The sequence below is a fragment of the Achromobacter sp. LC458 genome, from assembly GCF_001005835.2.
GTDB lineage: Bacteria > Pseudomonadota > Gammaproteobacteria > Burkholderiales > Burkholderiaceae_B > Achromobacter > Achromobacter spanius_B.
The window spans coordinates 228,184-244,824 of the sequence record NZ_LBHW02000001.1 but is presented as its reverse complement, the minus strand read 5'-3'; the positions used below and the strand labels follow the sequence as shown (position 1 = coordinate 244,824).

The 16,641-nt window shown below is 63.7% G+C and carries 11 protein-coding genes; 5 read left to right on the top strand and 6 right to left on the bottom strand.

Annotation, left to right across the window (positions count from 1 at the left end; all coding sequences use genetic code 11):
- Position 1 precedes the first annotated feature (1 nt).
- Entirely contained in the window at positions 2–1,231 is a 1,230-nt protein-coding gene (locus YH64_RS01110) for a M20/M25/M40 family metallo-hydrolase (RefSeq protein WP_046802667.1), read from the top strand.
- A 209-nt stretch (positions 1,232–1,440) separates the two neighbouring features.
- Positions 1,441–2,946 (top strand): nucleobase:cation symporter-2 family protein, encoded by a 1,506-nt coding sequence (locus YH64_RS01105; protein ID WP_046802666.1) that lies wholly within the window; start codon positions 1,441–1,443, stop codon positions 2,944–2,946.
- A 61-nt stretch (positions 2,947–3,007) separates the two neighbouring features.
- Here YH64_RS01105 and YH64_RS01100 read toward each other — a convergent pair whose 3' ends face one another.
- Entirely contained in the window at positions 3,008–5,083 is a 2,076-nt protein-coding gene (locus YH64_RS01100) for an OPT family oligopeptide transporter (RefSeq protein WP_143215206.1), read from the bottom strand.
- Between the two features lie 219 nt (positions 5,084–5,302).
- Here YH64_RS01100 and mdeB point away from each other — a divergent pair, with 219 nt between their 5' ends.
- From mdeB to YH64_RS01085, 3 genes are all read left to right on the top strand, one after another.
- The gene (mdeB, locus tag YH64_RS01095; protein ID WP_046802664.1) at positions 5,303–7,990 is read left to right on the top strand and encodes an alpha-ketoglutarate dehydrogenase; all 2,688 of its coding nucleotides are present in this window, start codon (positions 5,303–5,305) and stop codon (positions 7,988–7,990) included.
- A gap of 302 nt (positions 7,991–8,292) precedes the next feature.
- Positions 8,293–10,590 carry an NADP-dependent malic enzyme gene (locus YH64_RS01090; protein ID WP_046802663.1) on the top strand — a complete coding sequence of 766 codons (2,298 nt, stop codon included), beginning with the start codon at positions 8,293–8,295 and terminating at the stop codon, positions 10,588–10,590.
- A 166-nt stretch (positions 10,591–10,756) separates the two neighbouring features.
- Positions 10,757–11,209 (top strand): DUF2214 family protein, encoded by a 453-nt coding sequence (locus YH64_RS01085; protein ID WP_046802662.1) that lies wholly within the window; start codon positions 10,757–10,759, stop codon positions 11,207–11,209.
- Between the two features lie 56 nt (positions 11,210–11,265).
- Here YH64_RS01085 and YH64_RS01080 read toward each other — a convergent pair whose 3' ends face one another.
- The 5 genes from YH64_RS01080 to sdhA all read right to left on the bottom strand — a co-directional run bounded on the left by YH64_RS01080 (position 11,266) and on the right by sdhA (position 16,638).
- Positions 11,266–12,381 (bottom strand): hypothetical protein, encoded by a 1,116-nt coding sequence (locus YH64_RS01080; protein ID WP_046802867.1) that lies wholly within the window; start codon positions 12,379–12,381, stop codon positions 11,266–11,268.
- A gap of 110 nt (positions 12,382–12,491) precedes the next feature.
- Positions 12,492–13,802 carry a citrate synthase gene (locus YH64_RS01075; RefSeq protein ID WP_006218129.1) on the bottom strand — a complete coding sequence of 437 codons (1,311 nt, stop codon included), beginning with the start codon at positions 13,800–13,802 and terminating at the stop codon, positions 12,492–12,494.
- 20 nt (positions 13,803–13,822) lie between these two features.
- Positions 13,823–14,083, bottom strand: a complete 261-nt coding sequence (locus YH64_RS01070) for a succinate dehydrogenase assembly factor 2 (RefSeq protein WP_046802661.1) — start codon at positions 14,081–14,083, stop codon at positions 13,823–13,825.
- 41 nt (positions 14,084–14,124) lie between these two features.
- Positions 14,125–14,841 carry a succinate dehydrogenase iron-sulfur subunit gene (locus YH64_RS01065; RefSeq protein WP_006218127.1) on the bottom strand — a complete coding sequence of 239 codons (717 nt, stop codon included), beginning with the start codon at positions 14,839–14,841 and terminating at the stop codon, positions 14,125–14,127.
- 18 nt (positions 14,842–14,859) lie between these two features.
- Entirely contained in the window at positions 14,860–16,638 is a 1,779-nt protein-coding gene (sdhA, locus tag YH64_RS01060) for a succinate dehydrogenase flavoprotein subunit (RefSeq protein ID WP_046802660.1), read from the bottom strand.
- Between the last annotated feature and the right edge of the window lie 3 nt (positions 16,639–16,641).

Genomic DNA, 16,641 nt, shown 5'->3' with positions numbered 1-16,641 from the left:
CATGACCGATTACGCCCGACTAGACGCCTGGATCGACGCCCACTTCGACGAGCAGGTGAGCTTCCTGCAATCGCTGGTGCGCGTGCCCACCGACACGCCGCCCGGCAATAACGCGCCGCACGCCGTGCGCACCGCCGAACTGCTCAAGGAAATGGGCCTTGAGGCCGAAGCGCACCCCGTGCCCGCGCAAGCGGTGCAGGACTACGGCATGCAATCCATCACCAACCTGATCGTGCGGCGCGAATACGGCGCTGGCCGGCGCATCGCGCTGAACGCGCACGGCGACGTCGTGCCCCCGGGCGACGGCTGGCAACACGACCCTTACGGTGCCGAAATCGAAAACGGCAGCCTGTACGGGCGCGCCGCCGCAGTCAGCAAAAGCGACTTCGCCAGCTTCACCTACGCGGTGCGCGCCCTGGAAGCGGTGGCCAAGCCCAGCCACGGCGCGGTCGAACTGCACTTCACCTATGACGAAGAATTCGGCGGCTTGCTGGGCCCCGGCTGGCTGCTGTCGCAAGGCCTGACCAAACCCGACCTGATGATTGCCGCGGGCTTCAGCTACGAGGTCGTTACCGCGCACAACGGCTGCCTGCAAATGGAAGTGACGGTACACGGCAAAATGGCGCACGCCGCCATTCCGTCCACGGGCGTGGACGCGCTGCAAGGCGCGGTCAAGATCCTGAACGCGCTGTATGCGCAGAACGCGCTGTACCAGAACGTCACGTCCGAGGTGCCCGGCATCAGCCACCCGTACCTGAATGTCGGACGCATTGAAGGCGGCACCAATACGAACGTGGTGCCCGGCAAGGTCAGCTTCAAGCTGGACCGCCGCATGATTCCCGAAGAAAACGCCGTTGAAGTGGAAGCAGACATCCGCCGGATCATCCAGGAAGCCGCTGCCGCCACCCCCGGCATCACCATCGACATCAAGCGCCTGCTGCTGGCCAATTCGATGCGTCCGCTGCCGGGCAACCAGCCGCTGGTCGACGCCATCCAGAAACACGGCGAAGTGCTGTTCGGCGAACCGATCCCGGCCATGGGAACGCCGCTGTACACCGACGTGCGCCTGTACGGCGAAGCCGGCATTCCCGGGGTGATCTACGGCGCCGGGCCGCGCACCGTGCTGGAATCCCATGCCAAACGCAACGACGAACGCGTCGTGTTGGAAGACCTGCGCCGCGCCACCAAGGTGATTGCGCGCACGTTGGCCGACCTGCTGGCACCGGCCTGATCGCGCCGGATCGTGGCGGGGGCCGCCGGGCTCCTGTCCCATCGCGCGGCCCAGCTGCGACAATTCCTACATAACGTAACTAAACATGTTTATATGATGCGGGTTTTCCTCCATTTCGAGGACCGCGCATACCTGTATACATTCCTCGTACACAAGAACGCTTTTCAGGATTTTCCGACCGACATCCCACTCCGCCAGGAGACACTCCCATGCAGGCTGCATCGCCCGCGCCGTCCGGCGCGTCTCAAGACCTCCATCCCGTCGACCAGCGCCTGCCTACCGGCAAACTCGCGGCGTTGGGCCTGCAACATGTGTTGGTGATGTATGCCGGCGCGGTGGCCGTGCCCTTGATCGTCGGCCGCGCCTTGAACCTGACGCCAGACGAAGTCGCCATGCTGATCTCGGCCGACCTGTTCTGTTGCGGGCTGGTCACGCTGATCCAGACCCTGGGCGCCACGCAGTGGTTCGGCATCAAGCTGCCCGTCATGATGGGTGTCACGTTCGCGGCCGTGGCGCCGATGGTCGCGATGGCCAACGCCAACCCGGGTCCGGGCGGCGCGCAGCTACTGTTCGGCACCATCATCGGGGCCGGCATCATTTCGATTTTGATCGCCCCGGTCATCAGCCGCATGCTGCGGTTCTTCCCGCCCGTGGTCACGGGCACCATCATCACGGTCATCGGCATTACGTTGATGCGCGTCGGCATCAACTGGGTGTTCGGCAACCCGTCCGGCCCCACCGCCCCCGTCATCGTCGACCCCATCTATGCCAAATGGCTGGCCGACGTCACCTCACCGGGCAGCGCCATCCCGCCCGTGCCGCAGGGCTTCGCCATCATGCCGTCGATGCCGAACCCGCGTTATGCCGACCTGACCGGCTTTGGCATTGCCGTGCTGGTGCTGGCGTCGATCCTGCTGATCGTGAAATTCACCAAGGGCTTCATCGCCAACATTTCGGTGTTGCTGGGCATCGTCATCGGCGCCATCGTGGCATCGGCCACCGGCATCATGACGTTCGAAAAAATCGGCCAGGCGGATTGGTTCGACATCGTGCTGCCCTTCCATTTCGGCATGCCCCGTTTCGACCCCATGTTGATCCTGAGCATGGCGTTGATCATGGTCGTCGTGATGATCGAATCGGCGGGCATGTTCCTGGCGCTGGGGGAAATGACCGAACGCGAAATCAGTCAGCAGAACATGGCGCGCGGCCTGCGCACGGACGGGCTGGGCACCTTGATCGGCGGCATCTTCAACACGTTTCCGTACACCAGCTTTTCGCAGAACGTGGGCTTGGTTGCGGTAACCGGCGTGAAGAGCCGCTTCGTGTGCGTCGCGGGGGGCATCATCCTGCTGGTGCTGGGCTTGCTGCCCAAGATGGCCGCGCTGGTGGAATCGTTGCCCACCGTGGTGCTCGGCGGCGCGGGCATCGTCATGTTCGGCATGGTGACGGCGACCGGCATCCGCATTCTGTCTGGCGTGGACTTCAAGGGCAACCGCCACAACTCCATGATCGTGGCCGTGTCGATCGGCATCGGGATGGTGCCGCTGATCGCGCCCAACTTCAAACAATGGATGCCGCATTCGCTGCACACCCTGATCGAATCGGGCATCTTGCTGGCCTCGCTGTCGGCCGTGTTGCTGAACCTGTTCCTGAACGGCGCGACGCACGACCGCCGCGCCATCATCGCGGCGGCCTTGCAGGCCGAGGAACATTGATTTGATGGCGGGCAGCGGCGGGCGCGTCGCGACGCGCCCGTCTCAATGCCCATGGCCCGGCTCAGGCCAGCCGCATCACGCGCCGCCAGAACAGCACCGCCACCCATACAAACACGGCCAAGCCCAGGTACGACGCCGTCACCGCGAAGCCCTCGCCCGCGATGGCCAGCGGCGCATCCGTACCCGCCGCGCCAATGATGCCGGCCATCAACACCCCCACCAGGCTTTCGCCCACGATCAAGCCCGACGCAATCAGCACGCCACGCCGGTTCGCGGCGTCGGCGAATTGCTCGTATGGCTTGCCCGCCGCGGCGGCGCGACGACGCAGCGCGCGTTCCAGCAACCACGCCAGCACCGCGCCGGCCACGATTGGCGCGGCCACCGTGGGCGGCAGATAGATCCCGATGCCCACGGCCAACACCGGAATGCGCGCCACGCGGCAGGTGCGCTTCAGGATTTCGTCCACCACGATCAGCGCCACGCCCACCGCCATGCCGATCAGGATCATCGTCCAGTTCAGTTGGTGCGTGAAGATGCCACGCGTAATCGCCAGCATCAGCGTGGCCTGCGGCGCGGACAAGGCTTGCGCCGGGTCCATGCCCGCGCGTGGCATCGCATCGGCAAAGCCGTAGGCGTTGTAAAGCAGTTCCAGCACGGGTGAAATCACCGCCGCGCCCACCACGCAGCCAATCAGCAAGGCTACCTGTTGGCGCCATGGCGTGGCGCCAACCAGCCAGCCGGTCTTCAGATCTTGCAGGTTGTCATTGGAAATGGAAGCCACGGCCACCACCGCCGACGTACTGAAAATGGACAACGCAATCGCCATCTGCACGCCGTTTTGCGCCTGTAGCAGTTCGCCGCCCAACGTCAGCATCAACAAAGACACCAACACGATGGCCACGATGCCCACGCCGGAAATCGGGCTGGTCGACGAACCCACCAAACCCGCCATGTAGCCGCAAGCGGCCGCCACCAGAAACCCAAACACAAAGGCGAACAGCACCGCGTACGCCACCAGCTTCCAGACGGCGGCGGCCGACACGGGCGCGCCCGACAGGAACACCTGGAAGGTCACCACCAACACCGCCACCAGCACCAGCGTCACTATTGAAATCCAGCCGGCCGACAAGTCGCGTTCGGTACGAGGCGCTTTGCCGGCACGGGCCGCGCCCGCGCTGGTCAGCGCCGAGAACGAGGCCTTGACGCCACGCGCCATCGGCATGAACAGGGTTGCCAGCGTCCAGATGGCGCCCACGCCGATCACGCCCGCGCCAATGAAGCGCACTTGCGACGCCCACAGGCCGGTGGCGTATTGCGCCAGCGATTGGCCGGCCGGCATGTCGCCCATCGCGGTCAACACCGGCACGGCGATGCCCCACGAAATGATCAGCCCCGTCAACATGGCCAGGCCCGCCACGACGCCGATCAGGTAACCCGCGCCCAGCAAGGCCAACGAAAAGCCCATGGGCAACCGGAACACCGCGCCGCCCAGCGCGAACCACCCGCTGACGCTATCGCCCAGCACCCGCAAGCCGCTGGCCGCAAAGCTGACCGCCGCCGCCACCACGCCCCCGGCGACGATGTCACCCATGCCGGTCGCCACCGGCTTGGTAGCGGTATTGGTCACCGGCTGCCCCGACGTTGCCTGGGCATCGTCTGCCGCATCTTGTGCGCGTTCGGCACTGCCCACGCGCAGGATTTCGGCCGCCGCAACGCCTTCCGGATACGGCAGATTGCTTTGCACCACCATGACGTGGCGCAGCGGAATCGTGAACATCACGCCCAACATGCCGCCCGCCGCGCAGATGCCCAGCGTCTGCCAGAAAGGAAAGCCTTGCCAGTGGCCCATCATGACCAGCGCGGGCAGGATGAAAATGATGGAAGACAAGGTGCCGGCCGCGGAAGCCTGCGTCTGCACCATGTTGTTTTCCAGGATGTTCGCGTCCTTGAACAGGCGCAACACCGACATCGAAATCACGGCTGCCGGAATCGCGGACGAAAACGTCAGGCCCACCTTCAGCCCCAGGAAGACGTTCGACGCCGTGAAGATCACGGTGATCAGGGCGCCCAGCAAAATGCCCCGGAACGTAAGCTCGGGAAGCGTGACATTTGCCGGGACGCTGACGGGTTGGGTCATTGAAGTCTCCCGTTATGAATGCGAATAAAGCGCGCATTCTAGCGCTTTGGCGTCCACCCAGTGGTCACCACGAGTAAGCGCATGCACACCGCAGAAGCTGCCGGCATTGGAAATATCCACAAAATATTATGCTGAAATTCACGGCGTCTTCCCCGCAATTTGATGACTCATGCCATCCACACAGGTCTAGGATGGAGCGATAACAGGAGACAACACCCCATGCGTGACGCAAGCCACCCCGCCCCGGGGCATGACCACCCCACCGATGCCGACCCGGCCGAAACCGCCGAATGGCGCGATGCCCTGCAATCACTGGTCGACGCGGACGGAGCAAGCCGCGCGGGCTACGTGCTGGACAGCCTGCTGGGGCATGCCGCGTCCCTGGGCCTGCGCGCCAACAGCCAGACGCGCACCGCCTACCTGAACACGATACCGGCCGACCAGGAACCGCCTTTTCCCGGCAACCTGGCCGTTGAAGAACGCATCGCCCGCATCAACCGCTGGAACGCGCTGGCCATGGTCGTGCGTGCCAACCAGGCGCACGGGGAACTTGGCGGCCACATTGCCAGCTATGCATCGGCCGCCGACTTGTTCGAAGTCGGCTTCAACCACTTCTTCCGCGCGCAAACGGCCGACGGCCCGGGTGACTTGGTCTACATGCAGCCGCACTCCGCGCCCGGCGTGTACGCCCGCGCCTTCCTTGAAGGCTTTCTGGGCGAAGACGATCTGGCGCATTTTCGACAGGAAATCACCGCCACCGCGCGCGGCCTGCGCGGGTTGTCGTCCTACCCGCACCCCTGGCTGATGCCGGACTTCTGGCAGTTCCCGACAGGGTCCATGGGCATCGGACCCATCAACGCCATTTACCAGGCGCGCTTCATGCGCTACCTGGAACACCGCTCGCTGGTGCCCCCCGGCGACCGCAAGGTCTGGGGCATTTTCGGCGACGGCGAAATGGACGAACCCGAATCCATTGCCGCGCTGACGCTCGCCGCACGCGAAAAGCTGGACAACCTGGTGTTCGTCGTCAACTGCAACCTGCAACGGCTGGACGGCCCGGTGCGCGGCAACGGCCGCATCATCGACGAGCTTGAAACCCTGTACGCCGGCGCCGGCTGGAACGTCATCAAGCTGGTGTGGGGCAGCGACTGGGACGCCCTGCTTCGCCGCGACACCAACGGCGCGCTGGCCCGAGCCTTCGCCAACACGGTGGACGGGCAATTCCAGACCTTTGCCGCCAATGACGGCGCCTTCAACCGCGCCCACTTCTTCAACCAGAACCCGGAACTGGCGGCGCTGGTGGCCGACTGGACCGAGGAAGCCATCGACCGCCTGCATCGCGGTGGCCATGACATGGTGAAGATCCATGCGGCTTATCACCGCGCCGCGCAGCATCGCGGACAACCCACCGTGATTCTGGCGCAGACGAAAAAAGGCTTCGGCATGGGCGCCGCGGGCCAGGGCAAGATGACGACGCATCAGCAGAAAAAGCTGGACGATGAAGCGCTGCTGGCGTTTCGCGACCGCTTTGCCTTGCCCATTTCAGATGCCGACTGCCTGGCCCTGAAGTTCTACCGCCCGGCAGAAGACAGCGCCGAACTGCGCCACCTGCAAGCCCGCCGCGCGGCGCTGGGCGGCCACATCCCCCGCCGTCGCACCGAATCTCCACGCCTGGCGCCGCCCGCCGTCGAACAGTGGGCGCGCTTTGCGCTGGCCGCCGACGGCAAGGAAATGTCGTCCACCATGGCCATCGTGCGCATGCTGACCGGGCTGCTGAAAGACGCCACGGTGGGCTCGCGCATCGTACCCATCGTGGCTGACGAGGCCCGAACCTTCGGCATGGCAAACCTGTTCCGGCAGATCGGCATCTATTCAGCGCAAGGCCAGTTGTACGAACCCGAGGACATCGGCTCGGTGCTGTATTACCGCGAAGCGCGCGACGGGCAGATCCTTGAGGAAGGCATTACCGAAGCCGGCGCGATTTCGTCGTGGACGGCGGCGGGCACCAGCTATTCGGTCAACGGCTTGCCGATGTTGCCCTTCTATATCTATTACTCGATGTTCGGCTTCCAACGCATCGGCGACCTGATCTGGGCCGCCGCTGACCAACGCACGCGCGGCTTTTTGATCGGCGCCACGTCGGGCCGCACCACGTTGGGCGGCGAAGGCTTGCAGCATCAGGACGGCTCCAGCCACATCATGGCCGCCGCCGTGCCGAACTGCCGCGCCTACGATCCCGCGTATGCGTTTGAAGTGGCCGTCATCGTCGAACACGGCATGCGCCGCATGCTGGACGAGCAGCACGACGAATTCTTCTACCTGACCGTCACCAACGAAAACCTGGCGCAGCCCGACATGCCCGCCGACCCCGCCGTGCGCGTCGGCATCCTGCGCGGCATGTACCGGCTGCGGGCCGCGCGCGTACAGGCACAGGTCCGGCTGCTGGGCGCCGGGCCCATGCTGCGCGAAGCCGACATGGCGGCCGACCGGCTACACGCTGACTACGGCGTGGATGCCGAGGTCTGGAGCGTGACCAGCTTTTCTGAGTTGGCCCGCGATGGCCGCCAAGCCGAACGCGCCCGCGTCCTGGGCCTGGAAGCCGCCGACGACGCGGATTGGGTTCGCACCTGCCTGGGCGGCAGCGACGCGCCGGTGATTGCCGCCACCGACTATGTGCGCGCCGTGCCTGAACAGATCCGCGCCTGGGTGCCCGCGCCATACCGCACGCTGGGCACCGACGGCTTCGGCCGCAGCGACACCCGCGCGCAACTGCGCGACTTCTTCGAAGTCAGCGCCGACTGGATCGTGCTGTACGCGCTGGACAGCCTGGGCCGGCAGGAAGACGCCGACGCCCTGCGTCAGCGCCTGAACGCGGGCACGCGCCAGACGCCGCCCTGGGAGTTGTAGACGAGGCACAAACCGGTACGGGTACGGGCTACGGGCTACGGCGGCCGCGTCGAAGCGCGTGCCCGCGCCTTCAGCAAAGGCATCGCCGGCTTTCAGCGCAGCTTCAAACAAATCCGACGGGTTTTTGACCAAACCCGCCTGATCGCTGCACTGCAACAACCAAGCGCCCGCGCTTTCTGGTGAAATACGGGTGTTCCCTAAGCATTTCGCAAAGAAACCGGCGGGCCGCGAGCCCGCCGTTTGTCATCTTCGCTTTTCATCCCGTTTTCTTTCTCAGTTAGTGCCTCAGAGGCCCCGATCCCATGGACGAAACTCTTACCAAACTGGCGTTGGATTACCACGCCTATCCCACCCCCGGCAAAATCTCGGTCGTGCCGACCAAGACGCTGGCCAACCAGGACGACTTGTCCCTGGCCTACTCGCCCGGCGTGGCGGCAGCTTGCATGGCCATCTTCGACCAGGGTGAAGACGCGGCGTCCAAGTACACCTCGCGCGGCAACCTGGTGGGCGTGATCACCAACGGCACCGCCGTCCTGGGTCTGGGCAACATCGGCCCGCTGGCCGCCAAGCCGGTCATGGAAGGCAAGGGCTGCCTGTTCAAGAAGTTTGCCGGCATCGACGTGTTCGACATCGAACTGGCCGAGAACGATCCGGACAAGCTGGTCGACATCATCGCGGCGCTGGAACCCACGCTGGGCGGCGTCAACCTGGAAGACATCAAGGCGCCCGAGTGCTTCTACATCGAGAAGAAGCTGCGCGAGCGCATGAAGATTCCCGTGTTCCATGACGACCAGCACGGCACCGCCATCATTTCGTCGGCGGCCATCCTGAACGGCCTGAAGGTCGTGGGCAAGGACATCGGCGCGGTCAAGCTGGCTTGCTCGGGCGCGGGCGCTGCCGCCATCGCCTGCCTGGACCTGCTGGTGCACCTGGGCGTCAAGCGCGAGAACATCTATGTGGTGGACTCGCGCGGCGTCATCTGGGACGGCCGCGATGAAAACATGGAAGCCAACAAGAAGCGCTACGCGCAAAAGACCGACGCGCGCACGCTGGCCGATGTGGTCAACGGCGCCGACGTGTTCCTGGGCTGCTCGACCTCCGGCGTGCTGACGGGCGACATGGTCAAGACCATGGCCGACCGTCCGCTGATCCTGGCGCTGGCCAACCCCGAACCGGAAATCCGCCCGGAAGTGGCCAAGGCCGCCCGCCCGGATTGCATCATCGCCACCGGCCGTTCGGACTACCCGAACCAGGTCAACAACGTGCTGTGCTTCCCGTTCATCTTCCGCGGCGCCATGGACGCCGGCGCCTCGCGCATCACGGAAGAAATGAAGCTGGCTTGCGTGAAGGCCATTGCCGAGCTGGCACAAGCCGAACAAAACGATGAAGTGGCCCGCGCCTACGCCGGCCAGGAACTGTCGTTCGGCCCCGACTACATCATCCCCAAGCCCTTCGACCCGCGCCTGATCTTCCAGATTGCGCCGGCCGTGGCCCAAGCCGCCGCCGACTCCGGCGTGGCCGCCCGCCCCATCGAAGACATCGAGGCCTATCGCCAGAAGCTGATGGGCTTTGTGTACCACTCGGGCCAGCTGATGCGTCCGCTGTTCGCCCAGGCCAAGAAGGCGCCCAAGCGCGTCATCTACGCCGACGGCGAAGACGAGCGCGTCCTGCGCGCCGTGCAAACCGTGGTCGACGAAAAACTGGCGCGCCCGATCCTGATCGGCCGCCCGTCGGTCATCGAAATGCGCATCAACAAGGCCGGCCTGCGCCTGGTGGCCGGCGAGCACTTCGAAATTGTCGACCCTGAAGACGACAGCCGCTTTAACGAAACCTGGAATGCGTACTACCAGCTCAAGGGCCGTGAAGGCGTGACCCCGGCCATCGCCAAGGCGATGATCCGCAAGCACAACACGCTGATCGGCGCGATGCTGCTGCGTCGCGGCGACGCCGACGCGCTGCTGTGCGGCGTGGCCAGCAAGTACGACAACCAGCTCAAGTACGTCGACGAAATCATCGGCAAGAAAGAAGGCCAGACGTACGCCGCGCTGAACGTGCTGATGCTGCCCGACCAGACGCTGTTCGTCACCGACACCCACGTCAACGAAAACCCGACGGCGGAAGAAGTGGCCAACATCACCATCCAGGCCGCGGACGAAATGCTGCGTTTTGGCGTGGTGCCGAAGATCGCCCTGCTGTCGCATTCGAACTTTGGCAGCCGCGTCACGGAATCGTCCAAGAAGATGGCTGCCGCCAGCAAGCTGGTGCAAGACCGCGCGCCGGATCTGGAAGTAGACGGCGAAATGCACGCCGACGCCGCCTTGTCGGAAAAGATCCGTGTGCTGGCCTACCCGGACAGCACGCTCAAGGGTCGCGCCAACCTGCTGGTCATGCCGAACCTGGACACCGGCAACATCACGTACAACATGCTGAAGATGACGGGCAGCAATGGCGTCGCGATGGGTCCGATCCTGCTGGGCGCCGCGCGCCCGGTGCACATCCTGACGACCAGCGCCACCGTGCGCCGTATCGTCAACATGACGGCGCTGGCCGTTGTGGACGCGCAGCAGGAAGCCGCCGACGCCGCCAAGAAGCGCCGTTGATACCGCGCTTGTCCTGACGCAAAGGCGCCCTTCGGGGCGCCTTTTTTCATGCTGTCTTTTCGACGGCGCCGGCTGATCGCCCCGGTGCGTTTTTTTATATCCACCGCACCACGCGCCGCCACCGGCCAATGGTAAAACCATGCTTCACCCCTACCCTGGAGACGACATGCTGGCCGACGCGCTATACGCCTGGTTCCATTACCTTGCGATATTTGTACTGGTGGTTGTGCTGACCGCCGAAGCCGTATTGCTACGCCCGGACCTGACCGCCGCGGGCGTCAAGCGCCTGGTGATCTACGACCGTCTTTACGGCGTCAGCGCCGTGCTGGTGCTGATTACCGGTCTGCTGCGCCTGACGCAGGGCGTGAAGGGCGCGGCGTTCTACATGAGCAGCCCGTGGTTTCACGCCAAGATCACGCTGTTCGTCATCATCGCGCTCTGTTCGATCCCGCCCACCTTGGCGATTTTCCGTTGGGCAAAACAGTCGCGCCAGCAGGCTGGCTTCGTGCCCACGCTGCCCGAGATCAAGCGCGTGCGTCGCTGGGTGATGATCGAATCACACCTGTTTATCTTCCTGCCGCTGTTCGCGGTGCTGATGGCGCGCCATATCAGCGTGTAGGCGCGGCGGGTGCGACTGCCCGGCTGCGGCGGTGCGCCCGTGCAAGCGCCGCGCCGCTACTGAGGGCAGCGCGCCCGAGCCGGTGCGGTCGGTGCTTCGTCGCCAACGCTGAACGTTGCAAACTTGAAGACGCCGACCTCATCGTTCGTGACGATGCCCAGCAAGGTTCCATCGAACGCCTGCATGACGGACATGCCCGGCGGCACGTCCGCATGGCCTTCCCGCTCGGCCACCTGCCCCGATGACGGGCTGAACACGAGCACGCCGGGAAAGGGTTCCCGCTGCCCATCAATCACACGCCTGATGGTCTTGACCTGCGTGCCCTCGGCGTAGTCAAAGCCGCCGAACCGTACCCGGCAGGCAAGCTCCGAATCGCTGACGCGCAGCAGATGGCGGTCTGCATCCAGATAAATCCTGGGCTCGCTCAACATCAGTCCGAATACCTTGACCGCCACGGGGTCCTTCACTTCAATGCGCCAGCGGTCAGGGTCGGTCGAGCCATCCACGTACACCGTACCGGTCGAGCCATATAGCACCGAGCCCGCGTGAATGGCCATGCCGTCGACGTTGTTGCCGGTACCCAGGCGGCATTGGTCCAAGGCCTTCATGGTGCCGTCGGGCTGGGTATCGAATTCGATGTCGTGCGTACTGTCACAGCGCCATCCCAGCACGGTCTGATCGCCTTGGCCTTTCAGGATGATGCTGCGGGGATACCGGCGGATCAGCGCGTACGTTTCTTTTTCGTATTCGGCGTCCAGATAGCGGCGCGCCAGTGTGGCTTGCACCTCGAAGATCGGGGTGGGTGCCGGGAATTCGGCCGCCACATATGTTTCCCACTGCCCTTCGTCTTGCAGCTTCAGGCGGGTGCCGGCGGGCATGGCCACGCCACCCACTGTGCTTGCCTGTTCCAGCGTGACATTGCGCGCAGCCTCGGCCCGTTCGCTCTCGCGTTCGATCTGGCCGATGATGATCTGCACCCAGGCGAAGAACGCAAAGGGCACCGCCAGCACCACGAACAACGCGGCCGACGTCTTCCAATATTTGCGGACGGTGCGGCGATGGCTGGCGCTGATGGCCAGCACCAGAGCCCACACGCCCAATACGACGCCGGCAAGCATGCCGAACAAAAGCAGCAGGTAAAAATTGGCCGATGGCAATGAGATGGGAATCATGGCCAGCATGATATCCGGATATCAATCGCGCCATCGCCGCCGCCGAGCGCGCAACAAAAAACCGCCCGAAGGCGGTTTCTTGTCACTGACTTGCCGAAACGGAAAGCGGATTAACGCTTGTCCATCGGGGGCACGTCGCGGGTCACCGAACCGGTGAACAGCTGGCGCGGACGGCCGATCTTGTAGTCGGGATCCGACAGCATTTCGTTCCACTGGGCAATCCAGCCCACCGTGCGGGCCAGCGCGAAGATGGCCGTGAACAGCGACGTCGGGATGCCGATGGCGCGCTGGACGATACCCGAGTAGAAGTCCACGTTCGGGTACAGCTTGCGCTGGACGAAGTACGGATCCGACAGGGCGATACGTTCCAGTTCCATGGCCAGCTTGAACAGCGGGTCGTTTTCCAGGCCCAGGGCCGAGAGCACTTCCTTGCAGGTTTCCTGCATCAGCTTTGCGCGCGGGTCGTAGTTCTTGTAGACGCGGTGGCCAAAGCCCATCAGGCGCACGCCCGAGTTCTTGTCCTTGACCTTCTCCATGAACTCACCGACCTTGTCGATGCCGCCGTTGGCTTGCAGCTCTTCCAGCATTTGCAGGCAAGCTTCGTTGGCGCCGCCGTGAGCCGGGCCCCACAGGCAAGCCACGCCAGCCGAGATGGCCGCGAACGGGTTGGTGCCCGACGAACCGCACAGGCGCACGGTCGAGGTCGAGGCATTTTGCTCGTGGTCGGCGTGCAGGATGAAGATGCGATCCAGCGCGCGTTCAACAACTTCGTTGACCTTGTAGTCTTCGCACGGCGTGGCGAACATCATGCGCAGGAAGTTGCCCGTGTAGGACAGGTCGTTCTGCGGATAGATGAACGGTTGGCCTTGCGAGTACTTGTACGCCATCGCAACCAGCGTCGGCATCTTGGCGATCAGGCGGATGGCCGAGATGTGACGATGCTGCGGGTTCGTGATGTCGGTGGAGTCGTGGTAGAACGCGGACAGCGCGCCAACCAGGCCCGTCAAAACGGCCATCGGGTGGGCGTCGCGGCGGAAGCCACGCAGGAAGAAGTGCAGCTGTTCGTTGACCATCGTGTGATGGGTCACTTGCGAATCAAAGTCGGCCTTCTGTTCCTGGTTCGGCAGTTCGCCGTTCAGGATCAGGTAGCAGATGTCCATGAAGTCGCAATTGACGGCCAATTGCTCGATGGGGTAGCCGCGATACAGCAGTTCGCCCTTGTCGCCGTCGATATACGTGATACCCGATTCGCAAGCCGCGGTGGACATGAAGCCGGGGTCAAACGTGAACATGCCCGTCTGGCCATACAGCTTGCGGATGTCGATCACATCCGGACCGACCGTGCCCTTGTAGACAGGGAACTCAATGGGTGCGCTGCCATCCGAGAAGGATAGAGTGGCTTTTTTGTCAGACAGGTTCATGTTTATTCCTCTCACATTAATCAGAGTGCGCGCATCTGGCCAATAATGCCCCGAAGCCTGGGAGTATCCAGTTCACCTTCGAGTTCCTTGCGGGCCAGCAGCAGGTCGAGAAGATCGTTGTCTCCCATCTCGAACAGCTGGGTCAATGCGGCCACATCATCATCGGTAAGTTCAGCCTCGTAAGCGTCAAGATACCGAGTGATGATCAAGTCGTTTTCGAGCAGGCCGCGGCGCGCCCGCCAACGCAGACGCGCCCGCTCCAGTTCAGTTAGCCTGCTCATCTTTACACCATAAAAACAAAAGTCTTCACGCTAGATAGACACTAGACCGTACGGCGGACCATCAGTTCCTTGATCTTGCCGATTGCCTTGGTCGGGTTCAGCCCCTTGGGACAGACGTCGACGCAGTTCATGATGGTGTGGCAACGGAACAAGCGGTACGGATCTTCCAGATTGTCCAGGCGCTCGCCGGTGGCTTCGTCGCGGCTGTCCGCAATGAAACGGTAGGCTTGCAGCAGGCCGGCCGGGCCGACGAACTTGTCCGGATTCCACCAGAACGACGGGCAGGACGTGGAACAGCACGCGCACAGGATGCACTCGTACAGGCCGTCCAATTCTTCGCGTGCCTCGGGCGATTGCAGGCGCTCTTTTTCGGGCGGCGGCGCATCGTTGATGAGGTACGGACGAATCGAGTGGTACTGGTTGAAGAAGTGCGTCATGTCCACGATCAGGTCGCGGATGACGGGCAAGCCCGGCAGCGGACGCAGAACGATGGGTTCCTTCAATTCACGCAGGTTCGTCGTGCAGGCCAGGCCGTTCTTGCCGTTGATGTTCATGGCGTCCGAACCGCACACGCCTTCACGGCACGAGCGGCGCAGGGCCAGGCTGTCATCGACGTCGTTCTTGATGCGCACCAGCGCATCAAGCAGCATCTTGTCGGTGGGCTGGAGTTCAACGTCCAGCTTTTGCATGTAGGGGCGCTCGTCCTTGTCCGGATCGTAGCGGTAGATTTCGAACTTGACGATTCTCTTGGTGCTCATAATGGGCTCTATCCGGACTTAGAAGGTACGCGCCTTGGGCGGGAAGGACTCAACGGTGAGCGGCTTCATCTGCACGGGCTTGTAATCCAGGCGGCTGCCTTCGGAATACCACAGCGTGTGCTTGAGCCAGTTCTCGTCGTCGCGCGTCGGGTGGTCGTCCAGCGCGTGAGCGCCACGGCTTTCCGTACGGGCAGCGGCCGACTTGATCGTGGCGCGGGCCACTTCGGTCATGTTGGCCAGTTCCAGCGCTTCGACGCGCGCGGTGTTGAACACCTTGGACTTGTCCTTGAAGTAGATGCTGTCGGCTTGCTTGGCCAGATCTTCGATCTGCGTCACGCCTTCGTTCAGCAGTTCCAGCGTGCGGAACACGCCGCAGTGGCGCTGCATCGAGAAGCGGATGGCGTTGCCGATGTCTTGCGTCTTTTCGCCCGACGTACGCGATTCCAGCTTGTTCACGCGGTCCAGCGAGAAGTCCACGGCTTCCTTCGGCAGATCCTGATGCGCGCGCTGGCGCTCGGGATGCGAATTGACAATGTGGTTGCCGGTGGCGCGACCGAACACGATCAAGTCCAGCAGCGAGTTCGTGCCCAGGCGGTTGGCGCCGTGCACGGACACCGCGGCGCATTCGCCGATGGCGTACAGGCCGTTGACGACCTTGTTCTCGCCGTTTTCGCGCGACAGCACCTGGCCGTGGTAGTTAGCCGGAATGCCGCCCATCTGGTAGTGGATGGTCGGAACGACGGGGATCGGTTCCTTGATCGGGTCGACGTTGCCGAACTTGATGGCAATTTCGCGGATCGAGGGCAGACGCTTGTTGATGACGTCGGCGCCCAGGTGGTCAAGCTTCAGGACGACGTAGCTGCCGTCCGGACCGCAACCGCGGCCTTCCTTGATTTCCTGGTCCATCGAGCGCGACACGAAGTCGCGCGGGGCCAGGTCTTTCAGCGTGGGCGCATAGCGCTCCATGAAGCGTTCGCCATCCTTGTTCAACAGGATGCCACCTTCGCCACGCACGCCTTCCGTGATCAGCACGCCCGCGCCGGCCACGCCGGTGGGGTGGAATTGCCAGAATTCCATGTCTTGCAGCGGGATGCCCGCGCGCGCTGCCATGCCCAGGCCGTCACCGGTGTTGATGAAGGCGTTGGTGGAAGCGGCCCAGATACGGCCGGCGCCGCCGGTGGCCAGCACCGTGGTCTTGGCTTCCAGGATGTAGATTTCGCCCGTTTCCATTTCCAGGGCGGTCACGCCCACGACGTCACCGGCTTCGTTGCGCAGCAGGTCCAGCGCCATCCATTCGACGAAGAACTGGGTGCGCGCGGCAACGTTGCGCTGGTAGAGGGTGTGCAACAGCGCGTGGCCGGTGCGGTCAGCGGCGGCACAGGCGCGCTGCACCGGCTTTTCACCGAAGTTGGCGGTGTGGCCGCCGAACGGACGCTGGTAGATCGTGCCGTCGGGGTTGCGGTCGAACGGCATGCCGAAGTGCTCGAGCTCGTACACGGCGTTCGGCGCTTCACGGCACATGAATTCGATGGCGTCCTGGTCGCCCAGCCAATCCGACCCCTTGACGGTGTCGTACATGTGCCAGTACCAGTTGTCTTCGCTCATGTTGCCCAGCGAGGCGCTCACGCCGCCTTGCGCGGCAACGGTGTGCGAACGCGTGGGGAACACTTTGGACAGCACTGCAACGGACAGCCCCGCTTGGGACAGTTGCAGCGAACAACGCATGCCGGCTCCACCGGCGCCAACGACCACCACATCAAACTGGCGGCGCGGCAAGGATTTCATGACAGAGACCACGGC